The organism is Roseomonas mucosa ATCC BAA-692 (genome assembly GCF_000622225.1).
Lineage (GTDB): Bacteria > Pseudomonadota > Alphaproteobacteria > Acetobacterales > Acetobacteraceae > Roseomonas > Roseomonas mucosa.
Genome location: NZ_JHWD01000009.1, coordinates 139,040 through 162,443, shown reverse-complemented (window position 1 = coordinate 162,443; position 23,404 = coordinate 139,040). Strand labels below are relative to the sequence as shown.

Below are 23,404 nucleotides of genomic sequence, written 5' to 3'. Positions count from 1 at the left end.
AATGCCGGTTCGCCCTGGCGGTCGCCCCCGGGGAACAGAGCAACGGCAAAGGCGAGGCACCGGAACCCGCGCAGCCTGGGGCCTGGGAGGCTGCGTGCCTTCCTGGTGGGAGGGCGGCGAGGGGGTGCCCGCGGCGACGGGCCGAAGGGCGCCCCGTGGAATCCTCTTGCTTCCCCTGTCTCGCGGCACTACATCCCTGCCGAGACAATCCGCCGTTTTCAGGGGGGTGGCCTTCACGGGCCGCCTTTTTTTATTGCCGAAGCCCGACGCCGACGACCGCGAGAGTAACGACACCGCCAGCGACACCGCCCCGGGCACGCCCGATCTGACCGGCGGCCTGGAGGCGCGGCTGGCGCGTGTGGTGGAGCCTGCACTGGCCGGCATGGGCTATGAGCTGGTGCGCGTGCAGGTCAGCGGGACGCGGACGCCCACGGTGCAGATCATGGCCGACCGTGCCGATGGCGCGCTGATCGGCGTGGAGGACTGCGAGGCGATCAGCCACGCCGTCGGCGCCGTGCTGGATGTCGAGGACCCGTTCAGCGGCGAATGGAACCTGGAGGTTTCTTCCGCCGGCATCGACCGGCCGCTGACGCGCACCAAGGACTGGCTCCGCTTCGCCGGGCATGTCGCCACGGTGGAGCTGCTGGTGCCGCAGGACGGGCGCCGGCGCTGGAAGGGCCGCATCCTGGCGGCGGACGAGAATGAGGTGAGGCTCCGGCTGGACGAAGGCGGCGAGGCGGTGATCCCCCGCGACACCATCCGCCGCGCCAAGCTGGTGCTGACCGACGAGTTGATCGCCGCCACGGCGACGGAAACGGCGGGCGAGCCCGGGGACGCCGAAGAGGCGGACGAGCAGCCGCGCCGCAAGCCGCACGCGAAGAGGAACTGACGCCAATGGCTCTGGACGCCTCCGTCCTTCGCCCCGAACTGCTGCAGGTGGCCGACGCCGTCGCGCGCGAGAAGATGATCGAGCGCGACGAGGTGCTGGAGGCCATGGAGCAGGCCATCCAGAAGGCCGGCCGCGCCAAGTACGGCGCCGAGAAGGACATCCGCGCCACCATCGACCGCCGCTCCGGCGAGGTGAAGCTCTCCCGCTGGACCGAGGTGGTGGACGCCGACACGGTCGAGAACGAGGAGACGCAGATCCCGCTGCGGATCGCGCTGAAGTTCCAGCCGGAGATCGAGGCCGGGCAGTTCATCGTCGATCCGCTGCCACCGATCGATTTCGGCCGCATCGCCGCGCAGACCGCCAAGCAGGTGATCGTGCAGCGGGTGCGCGAGGTCGAGCGCAAGAAGCAGTTCGACGAGTACAAGGACCGCGTCGGCGAGATCATCAACGGCGTCGTCAAGCGCACCGAGTACGGTAACCTGATGGTCGATCTCGGCCGGGCGGAGGCGCTGCTGCGCCGCGACGAGACCATCCCGCGCGAGGCCTTCCGCAACGGCGACCGGGTGCGCGCCTATATCTATGACGTGCGCGAGGAGACGCGGGGCCCGCAGATCTTCCTCTCCCGCACCCATCCCGGCTTCCTGGCCAAGCTGTTTGCCCAGGAGGTGCCGGAGATCTACGACGGCATCATCGAGATCAAGGCCGTGGCCCGCGACCCGGGCTCGCGCGCCAAGATGGCGGTGATCTCGCGCGACAGCTCCATCGACCCGGTCGGTGCCTGCGTCGGCATGCGCGGATCGCGCGTGCAAGCCGTGGTGGCGGAGCTGCAGGGCGAGCGCATCGACATCATCCCCTGGTCCGGCGACCCGGCGACCTTCCTGGTGAACGCCCTGGCCCCGGCCGAGGTGACCAAGGTGGTGCTGGACGACGAGGGGCGCCGGGTTGAAGTCGTGGTGCCGGATGACCAGCTTTCGCTGGCCATCGGGCGCCGCGGCCAGAACGTGCGCCTCGCCTCCCAGCTGACCCGCTTCGACATCGACATCCAGACGGAGACCGAGGAGAGCGAGCGCCGGCAGGAGGAGTTCCGCAAGCGCACCAGCCTCTTCGTGGACGGCCTGGATGTGGACGACGTGATCGCCGGCCTGCTGGTCACCGAGGGCTTCACCACGATCGAGGAGGTCGTGGACGCCCCGGACGAGGAACTGGCCGAGATCGAGGGCTTCGACGAGACCGTGGCCCAGGAGCTGAAGCGCCGCGGTCATGCCTGGCTGGAGAGCCGCGACCAGGAGCTGGACGAGAAGCGCCGCGCGCTGGGCGTCGAGGACGTCGTGGCCGAGGTCGGCGGCTTCAGCCCGGCGACCCTGGTGACGCTCGGCGAGAAGGGCATCAAGACGCTCGACGACCTGGGCGACCTGGCCTCCGACGAGTTGGTCGAGATCCTGGGCGAGGACAGCATCGACGAGGAGACGGCGAACGCCATCATCATGGCGGCGCGCCAGCACTGGTTCGAGGGCGAGGAAGGGGCGGCCGAGGCCGCCGGCCACGCCGATACCGGAAATTCCGGTGAGGAGACAGACAACGCCACCCGTACCGAACCATGACGACACACGCGATGTCATAACGGGCCGGCCCGACGCCGAGGGTGCCATGCAGGCGCCCTCCGGCGATCCGTCTGGCTCGCCGGCGGAGATGGGGCAACCCGATCCCGAGGAGAAGGGCCCGCTGCGCCGCTGTGTCGTGACGCGCGAGAGCTTCCCGAAGGAAAGCATGATCCGGTTTGTCATCGGTCCAGGTCGGGAACTCGTTCCTGACCTGGCCGAACGGCTGCCTGGGCGGGGAATGTGGTTGAGCGCGCGGGCCGATGTGCTAGAAGCCGCGCTCAAGCGTGCAGCCTTTGCCAGGGCGGCCCGTGGGCCGGTCAACCCTCCCCCCGACCTGAATGCACGGATCGAGGCTGGCCTGAGGCAGCGCCTGCGGGACCTCCTGGGCTTCGCGCGGCGCGCAGGGCAGGCGGTAAGCGGCTTCCAGCAGGCGCGCGAATGGCTGCAGGCTGGGCGGGCCGGCCTGGTGGCACAGGCTTCCGATGGCAGCGCGGCGGAGCGCTCGCGGCTGGTCGGGGCCAGGGATATCCCGGTGGTCGCCGTCCTGACGGCGGCGGAGCTGGGGGGAATTTTCGGACGCGACCACGCGGTGCACGTGGCGGTCGCAAAGGGCCGGCTGGCCCAGGAGATCGCGCGAGAGGCGGCCCGTCTGGGCGGCTTCATCAGCGCCGTGGAGAGTGTGCGTGGCTGAAAAGAATACGACGGGTACAGATAGCGGGCCGATGAGCGACGGGAACGAACAGGATGCGGCCAAGGGTCGGCTGAGCCTGAGGCCCGGCGGTCGGATGGAGCTCGGCAAGACGGAGGCGGCGGGCAGCGTGCGCCAGTCCTTCAGCCATGGCCGCTCCAAGACCGTGCAGGTCGAGGTGGTGAAGAAGCGGACCCCGGCCCCCGCGCCGGTTGCCGCGACGGGCCCGGCCCGATCCGGCGCCGCGCCGGGCGGCCGCCCCGGTGGCGCCTCGCGCTCCGGTTCGGGTTCGCGCGGCGGCGGCGGTGCGCCGCAGGCCGGCCGGCCGCTGACCCAGGGCGAGCAGGCCAACCGCCTGCGCGTGCTGGAGGAGCAGCGCCGCCTGGAGGCCCAGCGGCAGCGCGAGGAGCGTGAGCGCCAGGCCCTGGCGATCCGCTCGGCCGCCGAGGAGGCGCAGCGCCGCGCCGCCGAGGAAGAGGCGCAGCGCCATGCCGCCGAGGAAGCGAAGCGCGCCGCCGAGGAAGCCTCCCGGCGTGCCGCCGAGGAGGAATCCCGCCGCCGTGCCGCGGCCGCCGCTGCGCCGGCCCCGACCGAGCAGCCGGCGCCCGCCGCGCCTGCCCCTGCGGCTCCGGCCCCTGCCCCGGTCCAGGCCCGCACGCCGGTCCGCGAGGAACGGCCGCGCGAAGACCGGCCCGTCCGCGACGAGCGTCCGGTGCGCGACGATCGTCCGGCGCGTGATTTCGGCCGCGACCGCGATGGCGGCGCCGGTGCCGGCTATGGTGCCCGCTCGGGCGGTCCTGGCGGTGGCTACGGCGCCCGTTCCGGTGGCCCCGGCGGCGCCAGCGGCGGCGGCTATGGTGCCCGTTCCGGTGGTCCCGGCGGCGCCGGTGGCGGCGGCTATGGCGCCCGTTCCGGTGGTCCTGGCGGTGCCAGCGGCGGCGGCTACGGCGCCCGTTCCGGTGGTCCCGGCGGTGCTGGTGGCGGCTATGGCGCCCGTTCCGGTGGTCCCGGCGGTGCTGGTGGCGGCGGCTATGGCGCCCGTTCCGGTGGTCCTGGCGGTGCCAGCGGCGGCGGCTACGGCGCCCGTTCCGGTGGTCCCGGCGGTGCTGGTGGCGGCGGCTATGGCGCCCGTTCCGGTGGTCCTGGCGGTGCCAGCGGCGGCGGCTACGGCGCCCGTTCCGGTGGTCCCGGCGGTGCCAGCGGCGGCGGCTATGGTGCCCGTTCCGGTGGTCCCGGCGGCGCCGGTGGCGGCTATGGCGCGCGTGGCCCTGGTGGCGGCGCGGGTGCCGGTGCGCCCCGCCTGCCGATCGCCAGTGGCGCCCCCGCCATCGAGGAAACCGATCGCCGCACCCCGTCGCGCCGTGCCGGGCCTTCCACCGCTCCGGCGGCCCGCCGCCCGGCGGCGCCCCCGGCGCGCAAGCCCCCCGTGGGCGCCGACCGGCGCCGCGAGGGCCGGATCGACGTCCAGGCCGCGATCGAGGGCGAGGACGACCGTTCCCGCTCGCTCGCCTCCGTCCGCCGCGCCCGTGAGCGCGAGCGGCGCCAGGCCGAGCTGGCGCGCCTGCGCTCGGATGGGGTGAAGGTCGTCCGCGACGTCACCATCCCCGACGTCATCACCGTGCAGGAGCTGGCGAACCGCATGGCCGCCCGTGGCGGCGAGGTGGTGAAGGCGCTGTTCCGCATGGGCGTGATGGCGACCCTGACGCAGTCCATCGACGCCGATACGGCGGAGCTGGTGGTGACCGAGTTCGGCCACCGTCCGCGCCGCGTCTCGGAAAGCGACGTGGAGCTGGGCCTGGGCGGCGCGGTGGACCAGGACGACGAGCTGCTGCCGCGTCCGCCGGTCGTGACCATCATGGGCCATGTCGACCACGGCAAGACCAGCCTGCTGGACGCGCTGCGCAAGACCGACGTGGCGGCGCGCGAGGCCGGCGGCATCACGCAGCATATCGGTGCCTACCAGATCACGGTGCCGGACGGCTCCAAGGTCACCTTCATCGACACGCCGGGCCACGAGGCCTTCACGGCCATGCGTGCCCGCGGTGCCTCGGTGACGGACATGGTGGTGCTGGTGGTGGCGGCCGACGATGGCGTCATGCCGCAGACGGTCGAGGCGATCCGCCATGCCCGCGCGGCCAACGTGCCGATGATCGTGGCGGTTAACAAGATCGACAAGCCGGGCGTGAACCCCGACCGCGTGCGCAACGAGCTGCTGCAGCACGAGGTCGTGGTGGAAAGCCTGGGTGGCGAGACGCAGGAGATCGAGGTCTCCGCGCTCAAGGGCACCAACCTCGACAAGCTGCTGGAGGCGATCTCCCTGCAGGCCGAGGTGCTGGACCTGCGCGCCAACCCGGATCGCGCCGGCGAGGGCACGGTGATCGAGTCCAAGCTGGACAAGGGCCGTGGCCCGGTGGCCACCGTGCTGGTCCAGAAGGGCACGCTGCGACAGGGCGACATCGTGGTGGCCGGCACCGAATGGGGCCGTGTCCGCGCGCTGATCGACGACAAGGCGCGCAACGTGAAGGAGGCCCTGCCCTCCGTGCCGGTGGAGATCCTGGGCCTGTCCGGCGTCCCCTCGGCCGGCGAGAACTTCGTCGCCGTCGAGGACGAGGGCCGGGCGAAGGAGATCTCCGAGTTCCGCCAGCGTCAGGCCCGCGAGAAGGTGGCCGCCGCGCTGAGCGCGAGCCGCGGCACGCTGAACGACATGCTGGCCCGCATCCAGGCGGGCGAGCAGAAGGAGGTGGCGGTCGTCGTCAAGGCGGACGTGCAGGGCTCGGCCGAGGCGCTCGGCGTGACGCTCGGCAAGCTCAGCCGCGACGAGGTGAAGGTGCGCGTGCTGCACAGCGGCGTGGGCCAGATCACCGAGAGCGACATCCAGCTCGCCAAGGCCTCCGATGCCGTGGTGGTGGCCTTCAACGTCCGCGCCACGACCCAGGCGCGGGAGCTGGCGCAGCGCGAGGGCGTGGAGATCCGCTACTACTCGATCATCTACGAGGTGGCCGACGACATCGAGAAGCTGGTCAAGGGCAAGCTCGCCCCGATCCAGCGCGAGAAGTTCCTGGGCTACGCGCAGATCCTGCAGGTCTTCGAGGTCAAGCGCCTCGGCAACATCGCAGGCTGCCGCGTGACCGAGGGCGTGGTGAAGCGCGGGGCGGGCGTCCGACTGCTGCGCGACGGCGTGGTGATCCACCAGGGCACCCTGTCCACGCTGCGCCGCTTCAAGGACGATGTCCGCGAGGTCGCCAACGGCTACGAGTGCGGCATGTCCTTCGCGAACTACAACGACATCCGCGTCGACGACCAGATCGAGTGCTACGAGACGGAGACCGTGGCGGCCGATTGAGCCGCCCCGGCCCCTTCCGGGGCCGTCCGGACGAGACGGGGCCTCCGCGGGACACCGCGGGGGCCTCAGTTTTTTTGAGAGTGCGAGAACGAGAGATGAGCAAGCGAGCCGAGAGAAAGGGGGCGGAGGCCGCCCCCTCCCAGCGCCAGCTCCGCGTGGCCGAGGAAATCCGCCATGCCCTGGCGGCCGTGCTGGCGCGCGGCGACGTGCGCGACCCGGAACTGGCCGCCGCACGGGTGACGGTGACGGAGGTCCGTGCCTCCCCCGACCTGAAGCACATGACGGTCTTCGTTTCCCGGCTCGGGCAGACGGCGGACAAGGAGCTGCTGGAGGCGCTGAAGCGTTCCCAGCCCTATCTGCGGACCCAGGTGGCCAAGGCGGTGCGGCTGCGCGTGGCGCCGGAATTGCATTTCCAGGCCGATACGGCGTTGGATCACGCCATGCGCATCGACGCCCTGATGCGCCGCCCGGAAGTGGCGCGCGACCTGCGGCCGGCCGACGGGGAGGAAGCGGGCGAGGAGAAGGAACAGCCGTGAAGACCCCTCTGCCGCCCGAGGCCGCCCCACTCATCCGGACCATCGCCATGCCGGGGGACACGAACCCGGCGGGCGACATCTTCGGCGGCTGGCTGATGGCGCAGATGGATCTCGCGGCCGGCAATGCCGCGGCCCGCCGCGCCCGCGGCCGTTGCGCCACCGTGGCGGTGGAGGCGATCAGCTTCCACTCACCCGTGAAGGTGGGAGACGAGGTCAGCCTTTATGCACAGATCCTCTCGGTGGGCCGCACCTCGCTCCGCATCCGGGTGGAGGCCTGGCGGCGGGAGCGGCACAGCGAGGACCGCAACCGGGTGACCGAGGCCGTCTTCACCTTCGTGGCGCTGGACGACGAAGGCCGCCCCCGCCCCGTCCCTGCCGAGGGCAGCGACGCCGGCTGATACGGGCGGCGGCTTTCCCCGGATGGGCTGCGCCTCAGCTGACTGGCCCCCGGGGGAGAGGCCCTGCCTCTCCCGCCGGCCCCCCTCTCCGCCAGGACACTGCGTGCCCTGGACCCACTTCGTTGGCTCGGTAGTAGCCGTTGTCCTGCGCCCCAATCCCCCGGGAGCAGGTGGCAAGGCGGGGCTCCCGAAAAAGGAAAGACACCGTGTCAGCGCTGGCGGCACCGGCAGTCCGCCCGAGAGCCGGGCTTTCCGGCGCGATCCGGCATCAGCAAGCGTCAACTCCCCGGGTCCAGGGCCCGCAGGGTCCTGGCGGATAGGGGTTTGGGGGGAAAGGCAGAGCCTTTCACCCGGGACAGCGCAAGGCCAGGGGCAGGTGCCATGTCCTCTTGCTGCGCGGCCGGGTTGCGGCTTCCGGGTCGCACTCGCTCCCGTGAAGCATCCGGCCGGCCAAAAATTCCTGGCCGGGCTTGCGCATCGGCGGGCACTCCGCGAAACGGAAAGACATGCCGATGCAACAAAACAGGGAAAGAAACCGGGCGCCCTGACGCCGCTTTCCTGTCCGTGATCCATCCTGGGTCCGGGCCGAGGCGGGACGCGACCCGGCACGCCATGGGCGGACCGGGGCATTCGAGGTCGATCTCCGGACACCGAAATGGTTCCAGTTTCCATGCCCGCCAAGCCTGTGCGCCGCACCATCTGGGTCGATGTCGAAGACCTCTTCCAGTATGCCCTCGCCAATCCGCGCCCCAGCGGCATCCAGCGCCTGGTCTTCGAGATCCTGCGCGTGCTGCCGGACCGGGCGGCGCGGCAGCCGGGCGCACCACGGATCGCCTTTGTCCGCCACGATGACGGGCCGGATCTACTGCGCGAGGTTCCCTTCACCGAGGTCGCCGTGCTGTTCGAGCGCCTGTCGGAAGGCCAGGGAGGGAAGCCGGAGGCGGCCATACCGCCGCCCCGCCCCCCTGCGCCCCGCGTCCGCCAGGGCAGGCCGTTGCTGCAACGCCTGCGCTTCGGCCTGATCTACCGCCTGCAGAAGCTGCCGCCGCGGACCTCGGAAACCCTGCTGCAAGCCGCCGTGCTGCAGATGAACGTGCTGCGGACCGGCCGCCGCGGCCTTGCCCTGTGGCGGGACCGGCGGCAGGCCGGCGCCCCCCCTTCCGCAGCCCCGACCGTTGCCTCGCCCATCTCCCCGCCCGTTCCAACATCCTCTGGGGCGCAGGCCGGGGCGGCCGCCATGCCCGCCACGGCGCCTTCCCTGCCGGCGCTTCCGGGCGATGTCTTCCTGGTCCTCGGCGCCCCCTGGGTGCATGCGGACTATGCCGGGTTGCTGCGGCAGCTGCGGCAGCACCACGGGATGCGGCCTGCTCTGCTGCTTTATGATCTGATCCCGCTGCGCCGCCCTGAATGGTGCGCTCGCGATCTGGTGCAGAGCTTCCGTCAGTGGGTGGAGACGGTGCTGCCGGAATGCCCCCGGCTGATGGCCATCAGCCACGCCACTGCCCGTGATGTGGAAGCCTATGCCGCCGAGGCTGGACTCGCGCTGGAGGCACCGGTACGGCCGATCCCCATCGGCACCGGCTTCGGCCTCGTGGGGCAAGCGGACCGGCTGGCCTCGTCGCGGCCGCGTGGCCTGCCCCGCCCGGGCAGCTATGTGCTCTTCGTCTCGACGCTGGAGGCGCGCAAGAACCACGCGCTGCTGTTCCGCGTCTGGCGGCGGCTGCTGGACGAGATGCCGCGCGAGCAGGTGCCCACCCTGGTCTTCGCCGGCCGCGTCGGCTGGCTGGTCGCCGACCTGATGCAGCAGCTGGAGAATGCCGAATGGCTGGGCGGCAAGATCCGCCTGGTTCGCGACCCTTCCGACGAGGAGCTCCTCGCCCTCTACCGCGGCTGCCGCTTCACGCTCTATCCCTCCCTCTATGAAGGCTGGGGGCTGCCGGTGAGCGAGAGCCTGGCGCTGGGGCGGCCCTGCATCGCCTCGAACCGGACTTCGCTGCCCGAGGCGGGCGGCGCGCTGGCACGCTACTTCGACCCGGACGACCTGGACGATGCCTGCGCCACGATCCGCGCGGTGATCGAGGACCCGGAGGGGCTGGAGGCCTGGCGCGAGCGTGTCGCCCGCGAGTTCCGCCACGTCCCCTGGTCCGACAGCGCCGGCATCATCCGCAGCGCCATGGACCGGCTGGACGCCGAGGAGGCAGGCCCTTGAGCGCCGCCACCCCGATGACCGCCTCGCCGTCCTCCGCCGCGTCCCGCCTCGCCCGGCTGAATCTCGCCCTGCCGGTGCTGGGCGCCCTGTTGCTCGCCGCCCTGTATCTCTGGCGCTATGCCGCCGACCCTGCCGTGCCGGGGGGCTCGGCGCAGTTCCCCGAGGGTTGGTGGGGCTGGTGGGACCAGGGCCACTACCTGCGCAGCGCCACCGCCCTCGCGCAGGGGAATTTCGACCCGGCGCAGCACTGGTATCCGTTGGGCTACGCCATGGTGGCGGCGCCCTTCGTGTGGCTGAGCCGGGACCACGCCTTCCTCGCCGTGGATCTGCTCTCGCTGCTCGGCTGCTACGCGGGCTTCCTGGCCTTCGCCCGGCGGCTGGGCATCCCCGCCGCCTGGGGCAGCCTGGTCTTCGTCGGCAGCGTGGCCAGCAGCCGGCTGGTCTTCGCCCAATGGGTGCTGCCCTGGAACACCAGCCCGGTGGCCGCGCTGCTCTGGCTCCTGCTGGCCACCATCGCCGCCCATTTCGGCTGCGGCGGCCCGGCACGGCGGCGCCCGCTCCTGATCGGCTTCCTGGCCGCCGCCATCCCCCTGTTCCGCCCGACCGAGGCGCTGCTTTCCGCTCTCTGCCTGCTGGCGGTGGTGCTGCACGACCTCCTTGCCGCCCCGCACCCCTGGATGGAGCGCGGACGCGACCTGCTGCGGCTGGTGCTGGGCGGACTGCTGGCGGTGGTGCCCTATGCGCTGCTGCATCTCCGCATCTACGGCCTCGCGCCCAGCGACTACATGCTGCACTCGCAGGGTCTGGGCTTCACCCTCCAGGGACTGGGCTGGAAGGCCTATACCCTGCTGGTCGATCCGCGCCCCTGGTTCGGCGAGGGCGAGGGGCTGATGCGACAGGCCCCCTACATGGCCCTGGCCCTGGGCGGCCTCGCCGTCGCCTGGGTGCATGGCGCCGTCGCCCGCCTGCTCGGCCTGTTGCTGGTGGCGCATTCGCTGCTCTATCTGTCCTATGTGGACCTGCTGCCCGTCGGGCTCTGGCGCTTCAACAACGTCCACTACTGGAAATGGGCCATGCCGGGCTTCGGCCTGATGGCCTTCCTGCTGTTGCGCGACCTGCTGCGCGGGCGGCGTGCCCCGGCCTTCCCGCTGGCGCCACTGGCCCTGCTGGCCTCGGTGCCGCTGCTCTGCCTGCAACTCGTGCCCGTCGAGACCGCCTCGGCCACGGCGCCCGCCCGGATGCTGTCCTACGAAGGCCCCGCCCCCGACTTCGACGAGAGCTTCTTCGGCCAGGCCACGATGCTGGACGATGACCGGATGCTGCGGAACGTGCGCGACATCCGTCTGATCCCCTATCCGGGCGGCTTCCGCGTCTTCTCGCTGCGGCAGCCCTTTGTCGGCACGCCGGCCTGGGAGGTGCCGCCCCCCGGCATCACGGCGGCGCCACCCCGCCGCTACGCCGCCGCTTGGCGCCTCGGCCAGCCCTGCTGGATGCCACGCGTCTTCTGCAGCCGCGAGAACAACCACCTGCTGCCGCCCGTACCCCGGCGCTGACGCCGGGCGTCGCTTCGTCCCGGGGGAAAGGCGCTGCCTTTCCCCCGGACCCCCTATCCGCCAGGACCCTGAGGGTCCTGGACCTCCCGTTCGCTGGCGCTCGCTGATACCGGATCGCGCCGGAGAGCCACGCTCTCCGGCAGGCTGCTGATGTCGCCAGCGCGGACACGGTGTTTTTCTTCTCTTCGGAAGCCCCGCGTTGCCACCTGCTCCCAGGGATCGGGCCGCAGGACAACGGCATCCACCAGAACCCACGGAAGCCCGGGGTCCGGGGACCGGCTTCGGTCCCCGGCGGAGAGGGGGTCCGGCGGGAGAGGCGGCGCCTCTCCCCCGGAGCGCAACGCCCAACGCGGCCGTCCGGACCTGCGCCGCAGGAGCCGTGTGGCGGGGGCCCGGCTTCCGGCACATGCCACCTTCCCGGTCACGGACCCTCTTCCCCGGGGCCCGAAGCGTGCTAGACGCCGCGCTTCGCCCGGCCGGACCCCATGGTTTCCGGCGGGCACCGGAACTCCACTCATCGCCGTGTGAGCCGCCGTGATTTCCGTTCCGCCGGAAACGGGAACCGCTGTAGCCATGCGTCGAGGCACCAAGAGGACAGCAGGGCATGGCAGGCGAGCATCAGGAGCCGCAACGCGAGACTCATGGCGAGCGGCCCCATGATCGCCACGCGGGGGATCGCCAGGCAGGGGATCGCCAGGCGGACCGCCGGGGGCAGAAGGGTGGCCGTCCCGGGGGGCGGCACGGCCACCGCAAGCCCAAGGGCCGGCCGCTGGATGGCTGGCTGATCATCGACAAGCCTTCGGGCATCGGCAGCACCGAGGTGGTGAACCGCGTCAAGCGTGCCTTCAACGCGCAGAAGGCCGGGCATGGCGGGACGCTGGACCCGCTGGCGACCGGGCTGCTGCCGGTGGCCTTCGGCTCGGCCACCAAGACCGTCCCCTATGTGATGGACGGCACCAAGGCCTATCACTTCACGCTGCGCTTCGGCGAGGCGCGCGACACGGACGATGCCGATGGTCAGGTGACCGCGACCAGCGACCTCCGTCCGACGGACGAGGAGATCCGGGCCGCCCTGCCGCAGTTCCGCGGCGAGATCATGCAGGTGCCGCCGGCCTATTCCGCCATCAAGGTGGACGGGCAGCGCGCCTATGACCTGGCGCGCGAGGGCGCGGCCCCGGTGCTGATGCCGCGCCCGGCCCGGGTGGACAAGTTCGAGCTGATCGACCGCCCCGATGCCGACACGGCGATCTTCGCGGTGGAAAGCGGCAAGGGCGTCTACATGCGCTCGCTCGCCCGCGACCTCGCCCGCGCGGTGGGCACGGTCGGGCATATCGCGACGCTGCGCCGCCTGCGCGTGGGTCCCTTCCGTGAGTCGCATGCGGTTTCGCTTGACAGCGTGACCGTTACGGGCGATGCCCCGCCCCCTTCCCCGGATCTTCTTCTTCCCGTCATGACCGCGCTGGCCGACATCCCGGCTCTGGCCGTGACCGAAGCGGAGGCCGCCCGCCTTTCCTTCGGCCAGGACATCTCCCTGGTCGAGTTCATGGGTCGGGTTCCCGACGGCGCCAACCTCGAAGGGGGTCTGGTGCGCGTGGTGACGGGGGGGCGCCTGGTGGGGCTGGCAATGCTCAAGGACGGTCTCGTCCGTCCCGAGCGCTGGCTGATCCGGAGCGAACCCGTCCACGACCAGACAGAAGGTTGAACCGATGTCGATCACTGCCGAGCGCCGCACCGCGCTGATTTCCGAATACGCCACGAAGCCCGGTGACACGGGTTCCCCCGAGGTCCAGGTCGCGATCCTGTCGGAGCGCATCTCCAACCTCACGGAGCACCTGAAGACCCACGCCAAGGACTTCCACAGCCGCCGTGGCCTGCTGGTCCTGGTTGGCCAGCGCCGTGGCCTGCTGGACTATGTGAAGCGCAAGGACCAGACTCGCTACGAGACCCTGATCGGCCGTCTCGGCCTGCGCCGCTGAGGAATTCCCGCGGAGGGCCGCTCCGGCGGCCTTCCGCGGGCCTCCTTTCTCCCTGGGCCCCTTCCGAAGCCCGGCCCCTGCTTCCCGCCCTCAGGCTTCCCGCACGGACAGCACGCGCTTCTCCGGCCTGGGTTCGAGCCCGGTGAACGGCGCCGGAACGCCCGGCAGCCAGACCCTGAAGCTGGCCCCCTCCCCCACCGCGCTCTCGATCGCCAGCCGCCCGCGATGGCGGTTGACCACGTGCTTGACGATGGCCAGCCCCAGCCCGGTGCCACCGACATGGCGCGAGCGGCCCTTGTCCACCCGGTAGAAACGCTCGGTCAGGCGCGGGATGTGCTCGCGCGCGATCCCCGGCCCGTCATCCGCCACCCGCAGGAACACGCCGCCCTCCGCCGCGCCGGTCGCGACGCGCACCTCGCCGCCCTCCCGGCCATAGCGCACGGCATTCTCGACGAGGTTGCGCAGCACCTGAGCCAGCTGGTCCTGGTCGGCGGGCCGGGCCAGGGCGGGCTCCAGATCCAGCCGCAGCCTCGTCCTGCGCTGCGCCAGGATCGGCGCCAGCGCCTCCGTCTCGGCCCGCGCCAGCACCACCAGATCCACCTGACCCGCCGGCGGCTGGTGCTCGGAGATCTCGATCCGCGTCAGGCCCAGCAGGTCGTCGATCAGGCGCCGCATGCGCTCCGCCTGTTCCGCCATGATGCCCAGGAAGTGGCGCCGCGCCTCGGCGTCGTCCTCGGCGGGGCCGCGCAGGGTCTCGATGAAGCCGATCAGGCTGGCCAGCGGCGTGCGCAGTTCGTGGCTGGCATTGGCGACGAAATCCGCCCGCATCCGCTCCACTGCCCGGTCCCGCGTCCGGTCGGAGAGCAGGATCAGCAGCCGCCCGCCATCGGAGAGCGGCGGGTCGAGCGGGATCACCTGTGCCACCAGATCCCGGAAGACCGGCGCCGGAAGGGTCAGGTCGCTGGCCTGCGGCGTCCCGTCCAGCAGGGCACGGTCCACCGCCCCGGCCAGCATCGGGTGGCGCAGCAGGGCCCACAGGTCGCCGGGCAGCTGGTCGCCCATGCTGCTGCCGAAGAGCCGGCGGGCGGCGGCATTGGCCCGCAGCGGCTGCCGGTCCGCGCCCAGGACCAGGAGCGGGTCCGGCAACGCCTCCACGATCACCGCATCCGCCGCGCGCAGCCGCCCCACCAGAGCGCCGCTCTCGGCCAGGTCGCGCGTCAGGCGGTCGAGCGCCTCGGCGACCTCCCGCAACAGGCGCATCGGCGGCAGGGAGAGGACCGTGCCGGAGGCGGCGGCGCGCAGCGCCTCGGCCAGCCGGTCGAGCATCCAGAGCGCGGCCCCGGCCAGGATGGCGGAAGCCCCGGCGGTGAGCAGCAGGGACCAGGTGACCGGCGTCCAGCCCGCCGCGCCGGACAGGCCCATCAGCAGCAGGCACAGCGCGGGCACGCCGCCGATCGCGCAAGCCAGGAGGAACTGCCTGATCATCGGTCCGGACCTGCTTTCGCCACTCGTGGCCTGAACGGGTTTCGCCGCGGCCGGGCGGAACGGCACGCGTCCGCTCCGGCCATCCCGCCAGATTGGGGCTTCCACCGCGCATGGCCCAGGTCCGATATTTGAACATCCGGCGAAATCTGTGGCCAGCCCGGCCAGAGCGATTGACCTGCCCGGAAAGGGAACGATGGGCCTCGCCTCCGGGCCCGACCGGCCGTCCCGCGCCGGCGCGATGCTATCCCTGTGCGCGCAGCAGCATGCCGAAGAGGTCGCGCGGCTCGTCCGGATCGGCCAGGAGGTCGAGCTCCTCGAAGAAGCCCGTGCCCGCGATGCGTTCGCGGACGTAGCGCAGGGCGGAGAAGTCCTCGATGGCGAAGCCGACGGAATCGAAGAGCGTGATCTGGTCGGCGCCGCGGCGGCCCTCGGCATGGCCGGCGATCACCCGCCAGAGCTCCGTCACCGGATGGTCGGGGGCGAGCTGCTGGATCTCGCCCTCGATGCGTGTCTGCGGCGAGTACTCCACGAAGATGTCCGAGCGCAGGAGGATGTCGGGATGCAGCTCGGTCTTGCCCGGGCAGTCGCCGCCGACGCCGTTGATATGGATGCCACGCCCGACGAGGTTGTCGGTCAGGATGGTGGCGTTCTGCTTGTCCGCCGTCACGGTGGTGACGATCTGCGCGCCCTGCACCGCCTCCGCCGCGCTGCCGCAGGCGGTGATGTCGAAGCCGAGGCCGGCGAGGTTGCGGATGCACTTCTCCGTGGCGGCGCGGTCGATGTCGTGGAGGCGGAGCCGGTCGATGCCCAGCATGGTCCGGAAGGCCATGGCCTGGAACTCCGCCTGGGCGCCGTTGCCGATCACCGCCATCACCCGTGCATCCTTCGGCGCCAGGTACTTCGCCGCGAGGGCCGAGGTGGCGGCGGTGCGCAGCGCCGTCAGGATGGTCATCTCCGTCAGCAGCATCGGATAGCCGTTGCCGACATCGGCCAGCACGCCGAAGGCGGTGACGGTCTGCCGCCCCTGCCGCGTGTTCCTGGGATGGCCGTTGACATACTTGAAGCCATAGGTGGTGCCGTCGCTGGTGGGCATCAGCTCGATCACCCCCTCGGCACTGTGCGAGGCGATGCGCGGCGTCTTGTCGAACAGCTCCCAGCGGCGGAAATCCTCCTCGATCGCCGCGGCCAGCCCGGTCAGGAAGCGCTCGATGCCGATAGCCAGCACCAGCTTCATCATGTTGTCCACGCTGACGAAGGGGACGATGTTGAGCCTGCCCTGCATGGTCAGAAGCTCCGCGTGGGGCGGTCGAAGATGCTGCGGCCCAGCAGGCTGGCGGCGAGGTCCACCATCAGCAGCGCGGTGCGGCCGCGTTCGTCGAGGAAGGGGTTCAGCTCCACGAGGTCGAGACTGCGGGCCAGCCCGCTGTCATGGACCATCTCCATGATCAGGTGCGCCTCGCGGAAGGTGGCGCCGCCGGGCACGGTGGTGCCCACGGCGGGCGCGATGGAGGGGTCGAGGAAATCGACATCCAGGCTGACATGCAGGATGCCGCCGGCGGCCTCGGCACGTTCCAGGAAGGCGCGCAGCGGTGCCGCCACGCCGGATTCGTCGAGCGCGCGCATGTCGTGCACGGTGACGCCCGCCTCGCGCAGCGCCGCGCGCTCCGCCGGATCGACGCTGCGCAGGCCGATCATGCAGACGTTGCGCGGATCGACCGGCGCCCGCAGTGGCGGCATGTGCGCCGCGAAGCCCGGGCGCCCCGTGGCATAGGCCATGCCGACGCCGTGCAGGTTGCCGCTGACCGTGCTGTCCAGCGTGTGGAAATCCGGATGCGCGTCGAGCCACAGGACGAAGAGCGGGCGCCCTTCCAGGGCGGCACGGCGGCTCATGCCGGCGATGGTGCCGGCGGACAGGCTGTGGTCCCCGCCCAGGAAGACCGCGAAGCCCTCGCCGCCCGCCGCGAAGGCCGCCTCGTCCAGCGCCGCCGTCCAGGCCGCGATCTCCGGCAGGTGGCGGATCGCCGGGTTGGGATGCGGCTCCACCGCGAAGGCGGGCGGCACGAGGTTGCCGTTGTCGCGCACGGCATAGCCCAGCTCCGCCAGGGCCGCGGCGATGCCGGCGACGCGGAAGGCACTGGGACCCATCTCGCAGCCCGGGCGGCTGGCGCCCTCATCGACCGCCGCGCCGGTCAGAACGCAAATCCTGCTCGAATCCGTCACGCCCGCCCCACTCATCTGGATCATGGTCTGTACCCACCCCTGCCTAGGCGATCGCGCCGGCGGACCGAACCCCGCAGCCTGTCGGAATGCGCGGATCGCCCGTGCGGAATCACAGGGCTCTCCGGGCAGATTGCCATCCGCGCCGCGCGATGGGATGGGCCTGCGGTGAAGAATCCGTGACAGGCGCCGGGCCAGCCGGGGGGTCTTCAGCCGAAGCTGGGGGCCGTTCGTGCAGGGCCTCGACAGCGGCGGGGCGGCCGTGCGCTACCCCGGCGGCGTGCGGCAGGACGCCCCGCCCGGCGACATGGCTGCCGAAGGGGCCGGACACAGGCGGCGCCATTCACATCAGGCGGGCTGAGGCAGCCTTTCGATCAGCTTGTCGAGGGTGATGGGATAGTCGCGCACGCGGATGCCGGTGGCGTTGTGAATGGCATTGGCCACCGCCGCGCCGACGCCGCAGAGGCCGAGCTCGCCCACGCCCTTGGCCTTCATGGGCGAGGACATCGGGTCGGCCTCGTCCAGGAAGACCACCTCCTGGTGCGGAATGTCGGCATGGACAGGCACCTCATAGGTGGCGAGGTCGTGGTTGACGAAGAAGCCGCGCCTCCTGTCCACCTCCAGCGCCTCCATCAGCGCCGCGCCCACACCCATGGTCATGGCGCCGATCACCTGGGAGCGGGCGGATTTCGGGTTGAGGATACGGCCCGCCGCGCAGACCGCGAGCATCCGGCGGATGCGCGTCTCGCCCGTCACGGCATCGACGCCGACCTCGACGAAATGCCCGGCGAAGGTCGATTGCTGGTAGCGCTTGCCGAGATCGCCGTACTCGATCGCATCTTCGGCCACCAGTTCGCCATCCCGCGCCGCGTCGGACAGCGGCACGCTGCGGTTGCCCGCGCGCACCGCGCCATCGGCGAAGACAGCCTCCGCGGTGTTGAAGCCCGCTTTGCGCGCCACTTCCTCCCGCAGCTTGACGCAGGCGGCGTAGACACCCGCCGTGGCGTTGTTGGCGCCCCACTGCCCGCCCGAGCCGGCCGAGACCGGAAAGCTGGAATCGCCCAGGCGGACCGTCACCTCGCCGACCGGAACCCCCATCATCTCGGCTGCGGTCTGCGCCATGATGGTGTAGCTGCCCGTGCCGATATCGGTCATGTCGCTCTCGACCGTCACCCGGCCCTGGCGGTCCAGCCGCACGCGGGCGCCGGACTTGGTCAGCAGGTTGTTGCGGAACCCGGCCGCCACGCCCATCCCGACCAGCCATCGTCCCTCACGCCGCTGCCCGGGCCGGGGGTCGCGCCGGTTCCAGCCGAAGCGTTCCGCCCCCAGCCGCAGGCATTCGACCAACTGCCGTTGCGAGAAGGGCCGGTGGGGATCGGCCGGATCGACCTGGGTATCGTTGCGGATCCGGAACTCGATGGGATCGAGGCCGAGCTTCTCCGCCATCTCGTCCATGGCGATCTCCAGCGCCATCAGCCCGGGCGCCTCCCCGGGCGCGCGCATGGCATTGCCTTCCGGCAGGTCGAGCCGCGCCAGCCGCAGCCCGGTCAGCCGGTTGGCGCCGGCATAGAGCAGTTCCGTCTGCTGGACCGCCTCCTCCGGCTTGCCGTCCGGCAGGTTGCCCGACCAGCTTTCATGGCCGATGGCGGTGATCTTCCCGTCTCGCGCCGCGCCAATGCGGATGCGCTGGATGGTCGCCGGCCGGTGGGTGGTGTTGTTGGCAACCAGCGGCCGTTGCAGCGCCACCTTCACCGGCCGCTTCGCCTCCCGCGCGCCCAGCACGGCCAGCAGCGTGTCGGCGCGCAGGAAGAGCTTGCCGCCAAAGCCACCGCCGATGAAGGGCGAGCGCAGCCGCACCTTCTCCTTCGGGATGCCGAGGGTCTTGGCCAGGTCGCCGGCGGTCCAGGCGATCATCTGGTTCGACAGCCAGACATCCACGTGGTCCCCATCCCAGGCGGCGATGGTGGCGTGCGGCTCCATCATCGCGTGCGACTGGTCCGGCGTGCTGTAGGTCTCGTCGAGCCGGACGGGCGCCTCGGCAAAGGCGCTTGCGAAATCCCCCACCGCCTTGTCGGGGGAATCCTCCGAGGGGCCGATCCCGGCCGCCTTGGCGGCGGCGAGGTCGAAATGCCCCTCCGACACCTCGTAGTCCACCCGCACCAGGGCCGCCGCGGCCCGTGCCTGCTCGAAGCTTTCCGCCACGACCAGGGCGATGGCCTGGTGGTAGTGCTCGACCTCCGGCCCGCCCAGCAGGCGGGCGGTGTTCATGGCGCCCTTGCCGAGCCGCCCCGCATTCCCATGCGTGACGATGGCCAGCACGCCCGGCGCGGCCCGCGCTGCCGACAGGTCCATGGCGCGTATGCGGCCGGCGGCGATGGCGCTGCCCACGACATAGCCATAGGCCGGGTCCGGCACCACGTCGTGGTGCTCATAGGCATAGGGCGCACGGCCGGTGGTCTTCAGCGGGCCGTCGATGCGGTCCAGCGGCTGGCCGACGACCTTGAGCTGGTCGATCGGGTTGGTGGTGGCCGGGGTGTCGAAGCGCATCGTTCAGGCCCTCGCTTCCGCCAGCACCGCGGCGAGCGTGCGCTCCGCCAGCGGCAGCTTGAAGGCATTGTCATGGGTGGTCCTGGCCCCGGCGAGCAGCGCCTCGGAGGCCCGCTTCGCGCCGTGCGGCAGTTCGGCCTCCGCCGCCTCGACGCGCCAGGGCCTGTGCGCCACGCCGCCGAGCGCGACGCGCCCGCTGCCGTCACGCTGCACGATGGCCGCCACCGAGACCAGCGCGAAGGCATAGGAGGCGCGGTCGCGCACCTTGCGATAGACCTGCACCCCGCCCGCCGGCGGCGGCAGGACCACGGCGGTGATCAGCTCGCCCGGCTCCAGCACCGTCTCGACCTGCGGCGTGTCGCCGGGCAGGCGGTGGAAACCGGCGATGGGGATCTGCCGGGCGGAGCCGTCGGGGCGCGCCGTCTCCACCACGGCATCGAGCACGCGCATGGCCACCGCCATGTCGCTCGGATGCGTGGCGATGCAGGCATCGCTGACGCCCAGCACGGCGTTGTGGCGGCTGAAGCCGCCGATGGCGGAGCAGCCGCTGCCGGGGTGGCGTTTGTTGCAGGGCTGGTCGGTGTCGTAGAAATAGGGGCAGCGCGTGCGCTGGAGCAGGTTGCCCGCCGTGGTGGCCTTGTTGCGCAACTGCCCCGAGGCCCCGGAGACCAGCGCCCGGGTCAGCACGGCATAGTCGCGCCGCACCCGCGCATCCGCCGCCAGGTCGGTGTTGCGCACGAGCGCCCCGATGCGCAGGCCCCCTTCCGGCGTCGGCTCGATCCGGTCCAGGCCGAGGCGGTTCACGTCGATCAGATGGGCTGGCGTCTCGATCTGCAGCTTCATCAGGTCGAGCAGGTTGGTGCCGCCGGCGATGAACTTCGCCCCGGGATGGCCGGCCGCCGCCGCGGCCGCGGCGGCGGGGGTCGCCGCCCGCTCATAGGTGAAAGGCTTCACGTGCGCTCTCCCGCCACCTCGGTGATGGCCTCGACGATGTTGGAATAGGCGCCGCAGCGGCAGATATTGCCGCTCATCCGCTCGCGGATCTCCTCGTCGCCCAGCTTCGGCGGCGCGCCGAGGTCGCCGGTCACATGGCTGGGGATGCCCGCCTTGATCTCCTCCAGCACCGCGACCGAGGAACAGATCTGCCCCGGGGTGCAGTAGCCGCACTGGTAGCCGTCATGCCTGACGAAGGCCGACTGCATCGGGTGCAGCCTTTCCGGCGATCCCAGCCCCTCGATCGTGGTGATGCTGTCGCCCTCATGCATCACGGCCAGCGTCAGGCAGGCATTGATCCGCCGCCCCTCCACCAGCACCGTGCAGGCGCCGCACTGGCCGTGGTCGCAGCCCTTCTTGCTGCCCGTCAGGTGCAGGTGCTCGCGCAACGCATCCAGCAGTGTCGTCCGCGTGTCGAGTTCGACCTGCCGGGCCTCGCCATTGACGGTGAAAGAGACGCTGGCCATGGCAGGGTTCTCCGGATGCCGGGGGAAGGCGGCGGATGGGACGGGCTGGGACGGCGCCGCATGCCCGGCCGCCATGCCTGCGGCCGAGACGGCGGCCGTGCCGATCAGCAGGCCGCGCCGCGGCAAACGCGGGTCATGAAGAGGTGGCATCGTCCTTACCTCCGTGCGGGAACGGGGCAGGTGACGCCGGATCGGCCGCCGGCAAGGTCATGGCCGGGCAAACATCCGTGACCAGGGCCACCGCATGGCAAGGCGTGCCGGCATGCCCCCGATGGCATGCCCCGCCTGGCCACACCGAGGCAGAACGCCGCCGGGCGTGCAAGGCTGCGGCCCGGATGCGATTTCGATGGAAAGGTCGCTATTCCCCGTCGGCGATCCGCAGCAGGTAGCGGCCGTAGGTGCTCTTCTCCAGCCGGTGCCCCAGGGCGCGGAGCTGCCCGGCATCGATCCAGCCGAGGTTGAAGGCGACCTCCTCCGGGCAGGCGATCTTGAAGCCCTGGCGCTTCTCCAGAGCGCGCATGAACTCCGCCGCCTCCAGCAGCGTGTCCGGCGTGCCCGTGTCCAGCCAGGCGAAGCCGCGCCCCATCAGCTCCACCTCCAGCCGCCCGCGTTCCAGATAGGCGCGGTTGACGTCGGTGATCTCCAGCTCCCCGCGCGGCGAGGGCTTCAGCCCGCGCGCGATCTCCACCACGTCGCCGTCATAGACATAGAGCCCGGTGACCGCCCAGTTGGAGCGGGGCTTCGCGGGCTTCTCCTCGATGGAAAGGGCGCGGTTGCGGGCGTCGAACTCCACCACGCCGTAGCGCTCCGGGTCGCTGACGCGATAGGCGAAGACATTGGCCCCGGCGAGGCGGGCGCTGGCCTGCTGCAGCATCGCGGGCAGCCCGTCGCCATAGAAGATGTTGTCGCCCAGGATCAGCATGGAGGGCCCGCCCGCCACGAAGTCCGCGCCGATGAGATAGGCCTGGGCCAGCCCGTCCGGCTTCGGCTGCTCGGCATAGGTGAGGCGGATGCCCCATTCCGAGCCGTCGCCCAGCAGCTCCCGGAAACGCGGCAGGTCGGCGGGGGTGGAGATCAGCAGGATGTCGCGCACCCCGGCCAGCATCAGCGTGGTCAGGGGGTAGTAGATCATCGGCTTGTCATAGACGGGCAGGAGCTGCTTCGACGTGACATGCGTCATCGGATGCAGCCGCGTGCCGCTGCCGCCCGCCAGGATGATGCCCTTCATGCCCGTGATCCCCGTTCCCGTTCTTTCGCGATCCTGCGGGCCATCCTGTGGCGGAATCACGGCCCGCCTTCAGCCCCGCGCCAGTCCCAGCCGCTCGCCGCGATAGGCGCCGGAGCGCACGGCCTCCCACCAGCCGCGGTTGTCGAGATACCAGCGCACCGTGCGGCGCAGCCCGCTCCCGAAGCTCTCCGCCGGCCGCCAGCCCAGTTCGCGCGCGATCTTCCCGGCATCGATGGCATAGCGCAGGTCATGGCCCGGCCGGTCGGCGACGAAGGTGATCAGGCTCTCGCGCGGCACATCGAGCTTCGGCGCCATCTCGTCCAGCAGGGCGCAGATGGCGCGCACCACGTCGATGTTCCGCCGCTCGTTGTGCCCGCCGATGTTGTAGCCCGCGCCCACCGCCGCCTGCTCCGCCACCAGGATCAGCGCCGCGGCATGGTCCTCGACATAGAGCCAGTCCCGCACGTTCTCGCCACGCCCATAGACCGGCAGGGGCCGGCCCTCCAGCGCGTTGACGATGGTGAGCGGGATCAGCTTCTCCGGGAAGTGGTAGGGGCCGTAGTTGTTGGAGCAGTTGGTCACCACCACCGGCAGGCCGTAGGTGTGGTGCCAGGCCCGCACGAAATGGTCCGAGGCCGCCTTGGAGGCCGAATAGGGCGAGCGCGGGTCATAGGGCGTGTCCTCGCGGAACAGCCCCTCCGCACCCAGCGAGCCGAAGACCTCGTCGGTCGAGACATGGTGGAAGCGGAAGCCGTCCCGCTCCGCGCCCCGCAGCCCACGCCAGTGCTCCAGCGCCGCCTGCAGCAGGGTGAAGGTGCCGACCACGTTGGTCTGCACGAACTCCCCCGGCCCGTCGATGGAACGGTCCACATGGCTCTCGGCGGCGAGGTGCATCACCACGTCGGGGCGGAATTCCGCCATGGCCGCGCGCATCGCCGCGGCATCGGCGATATCGGCGCGCAAAAAGCCGAAGCGTGGGTCGTCGGCCACCGGCGCCAGCGAGGCGAGGTTGCCCGCATAGGTCAGCTTGTCCACCACCAGAACGCGGTGCGGCGTCTCGCGAATCAGCCGCCGCGCCACCGCCGAGCCGATGAAGCCCGCACCGCCCGTGACAAGGAATTTCTTGGCCAAGGGGCCCCTGTCCTTCCACAACCCGTGCGGCGCCACGTCGCCCCGGCATGGCCAGAGAGGCGAGGCCCGTCCCACATGCCGAAACGCGTCTCAGGTCGCTAGCAGAACCGTCCTGCCGCGTCTATCGGGCGCCGCCTCACGGC

18 protein-coding genes are annotated in these 23,404 nt (G+C 71.4%); 10 read left to right on the top strand and 8 right to left on the bottom strand.

What is annotated here, in order from left to right:
- Nucleotides 1-325 precede the first annotated feature (325 nt).
- The 10 genes from rimP to rpsO all read left to right on the top strand — a co-directional run bounded on the left by rimP (nt 326) and on the right by rpsO (nt 13,193).
- Nucleotides 326-889, top strand: coding sequence for a ribosome maturation factor RimP (rimP, locus tag BT98_RS28050; RefSeq protein WP_026032885.1), 564 nt, complete (start codon nt 326-328; stop codon nt 887-889).
- 5 nt (nt 890-894) lie between these two features.
- Nucleotides 895-2,490: a transcription termination factor NusA gene (gene nusA / locus BT98_RS0111625; protein ID WP_019459245.1), complete on the top strand. Its 1,596-nt coding sequence runs from the start codon at nt 895-897 to the stop codon at nt 2,488-2,490.
- A 46-nt stretch (nt 2,491-2,536) separates the two neighbouring features.
- Entirely contained in the window at nt 2,537-3,181 is a 645-nt protein-coding gene (locus BT98_RS0111620; RefSeq protein WP_026032886.1) for an RNA-binding protein, read from the top strand.
- Nucleotides 3,182-3,212: 31 nt separating this feature from the next.
- Nucleotides 3,213-6,521 carry a translation initiation factor IF-2 gene (gene infB, locus BT98_RS28045; RefSeq protein WP_027297220.1) on the top strand — a complete coding sequence of 1,103 codons (3,309 nt, stop codon included), beginning with the start codon at nt 3,213-3,215 and terminating at the stop codon, nt 6,519-6,521.
- Between the two features lie 95 nt (nt 6,522-6,616).
- On the top strand, nt 6,617-7,057 hold the full coding sequence (gene rbfA / locus BT98_RS0111610) for a 30S ribosome-binding factor RbfA (RefSeq protein ID WP_019459248.1): 441 nt from the start codon (nt 6,617-6,619) through the stop codon (nt 7,055-7,057).
- Complete coding sequence (locus BT98_RS0111605) at nt 7,054-7,455, top strand: acyl-CoA thioesterase (protein ID WP_019459249.1); 402 nt, start codon at nt 7,054-7,056, stop codon at nt 7,453-7,455. Before rbfA ends, BT98_RS0111605 begins: the two co-directional genes overlap by 4 nt.
- A gap of 670 nt (nt 7,456-8,125) precedes the next feature.
- Nucleotides 8,126-9,664: a glycosyltransferase family 4 protein gene (locus BT98_RS0111600; RefSeq protein ID WP_037250536.1), complete on the top strand. Its 1,539-nt coding sequence runs from the start codon at nt 8,126-8,128 to the stop codon at nt 9,662-9,664.
- Entirely contained in the window at nt 9,661-11,217 is a 1,557-nt protein-coding gene (locus BT98_RS0111595) for a hypothetical protein (RefSeq protein ID WP_037250533.1), read from the top strand. The genes BT98_RS0111600 and BT98_RS0111595 overlap by 4 nt, the downstream gene beginning before the upstream one ends.
- A 604-nt stretch (nt 11,218-11,821) precedes the next feature.
- On the top strand, nt 11,822-12,919 hold the full coding sequence (gene truB, locus BT98_RS24150) for a tRNA pseudouridine(55) synthase TruB (RefSeq protein ID WP_019462475.1): 1,098 nt from the start codon (nt 11,822-11,824) through the stop codon (nt 12,917-12,919).
- Between the two features lie 4 nt (nt 12,920-12,923).
- Entirely contained in the window at nt 12,924-13,193 is a 270-nt protein-coding gene (rpsO, locus tag BT98_RS0111585) for a 30S ribosomal protein S15 (protein WP_019462476.1), read from the top strand.
- Nucleotides 13,194-13,283: 90 nt separating this feature from the next.
- Here the strand turns inward: rpsO and BT98_RS24145 are convergent, their stop codons facing one another.
- The 8 genes from BT98_RS24145 to rfbB form a co-directional block, all read right to left on the bottom strand.
- Nucleotides 13,284-14,678, bottom strand: coding sequence for an ATP-binding protein (locus BT98_RS24145; protein ID WP_019462477.1), 1,395 nt, complete (start codon nt 14,676-14,678; stop codon nt 13,284-13,286).
- A gap of 241 nt (nt 14,679-14,919) precedes the next feature.
- On the bottom strand, nt 14,920-15,960 hold the full coding sequence (locus BT98_RS0111575; protein ID WP_019462478.1) for an ornithine cyclodeaminase: 1,041 nt from the start codon (nt 15,958-15,960) through the stop codon (nt 14,920-14,922).
- 2 nt (nt 15,961-15,962) lie between these two features.
- Entirely contained in the window at nt 15,963-16,922 is a 960-nt protein-coding gene (gene rocF, locus BT98_RS0111570) for an arginase (RefSeq protein WP_019462479.1), read from the bottom strand.
- Between the two features lie 321 nt (nt 16,923-17,243).
- Complete coding sequence (gene paoC / locus BT98_RS0111565; RefSeq protein WP_019462480.1) at nt 17,244-19,442, bottom strand: aldehyde oxidoreductase molybdenum-binding subunit PaoC; 2,199 nt, start codon at nt 19,440-19,442, stop codon at nt 17,244-17,246.
- A gap of 3 nt (nt 19,443-19,445) precedes the next feature.
- Complete coding sequence (locus BT98_RS0111560) at nt 19,446-20,396, bottom strand: FAD binding domain-containing protein (RefSeq protein ID WP_019462481.1); 951 nt, start codon at nt 20,394-20,396, stop codon at nt 19,446-19,448.
- Nucleotides 20,393-21,052 (bottom strand): aldehyde dehydrogenase iron-sulfur subunit PaoA, encoded by a 660-nt coding sequence (gene paoA, locus BT98_RS0111555; protein WP_027297218.1) that lies wholly within the window; start codon nt 21,050-21,052, stop codon nt 20,393-20,395. Before paoA ends, BT98_RS0111560 begins: the two co-directional genes overlap by 4 nt.
- Nucleotides 21,053-21,260: 208 nt before the next feature.
- Nucleotides 21,261-22,130, bottom strand: coding sequence for a glucose-1-phosphate thymidylyltransferase RfbA (rfbA, locus tag BT98_RS0111550; RefSeq protein WP_019462483.1), 870 nt, complete (start codon nt 22,128-22,130; stop codon nt 21,261-21,263).
- A 69-nt stretch (nt 22,131-22,199) separates the two neighbouring features.
- Nucleotides 22,200-23,261 carry a dTDP-glucose 4,6-dehydratase gene (rfbB, locus tag BT98_RS0111545; RefSeq protein WP_019462484.1) on the bottom strand — a complete coding sequence of 354 codons (1,062 nt, stop codon included), beginning with the start codon at nt 23,259-23,261 and terminating at the stop codon, nt 22,200-22,202.
- Nucleotides 23,262-23,404: the final 143 nt, after the last annotated feature.

What these genes read in the sequence shown, in the direction of transcription:
- nusA (WP_019459245.1), top strand. Translation starts at nt 895, where the DNA reads ATGGCTCTGGACGCCTCCGTCCTTCGCCCCGAACTGCTGCAGGTGGCC.
- BT98_RS0111620 (WP_026032886.1), top strand. Translation starts at nt 2,537, where the DNA reads ATGCAGGCGCCCTCCGGCGATCCGTCTGGCTCGCCGGCGGAGATGGGG.
- infB (WP_027297220.1), top strand. Translation starts at nt 3,213, where the DNA reads ATGAGCGACGGGAACGAACAGGATGCGGCCAAGGGTCGGCTGAGCCTG.
- rbfA (WP_019459248.1), top strand. Translation starts at nt 6,617, where the DNA reads ATGAGCAAGCGAGCCGAGAGAAAGGGGGCGGAGGCCGCCCCCTCCCAG.
- BT98_RS0111600 (WP_037250536.1), top strand. Translation starts at nt 8,126, where the DNA reads ATGCCCGCCAAGCCTGTGCGCCGCACCATCTGGGTCGATGTCGAAGAC.
- truB (WP_019462475.1), top strand. Translation starts at nt 11,822, where the DNA reads ATGGCAGGCGAGCATCAGGAGCCGCAACGCGAGACTCATGGCGAGCGG.
- rpsO (WP_019462476.1), top strand. Translation starts at nt 12,924, where the DNA reads ATGTCGATCACTGCCGAGCGCCGCACCGCGCTGATTTCCGAATACGCC.
- BT98_RS24145 (WP_019462477.1), bottom strand. Translation starts at nt 14,678, where the DNA reads ATGATCAGGCAGTTCCTCCTGGCTTGCGCGATCGGCGGCGTGCCCGCG.
- BT98_RS0111575 (WP_019462478.1), bottom strand. Translation starts at nt 15,960, where the DNA reads ATGCAGGGCAGGCTCAACATCGTCCCCTTCGTCAGCGTGGACAACATG.
- rocF (WP_019462479.1), bottom strand. Translation starts at nt 16,922, where the DNA reads ATGATCCAGATGAGTGGGGCGGGCGTGACGGATTCGAGCAGGATTTGC.
- paoC (WP_019462480.1), bottom strand. Translation starts at nt 19,442, where the DNA reads ATGCGCTTCGACACCCCGGCCACCACCAACCCGATCGACCAGCTCAAG.
- paoA (WP_027297218.1), bottom strand. Translation starts at nt 21,052, where the DNA reads ATGCCACCTCTTCATGACCCGCGTTTGCCGCGGCGCGGCCTGCTGATC.
- rfbA (WP_019462483.1), bottom strand. Translation starts at nt 22,130, where the DNA reads ATGAAGGGCATCATCCTGGCGGGCGGCAGCGGCACGCGGCTGCATCCG.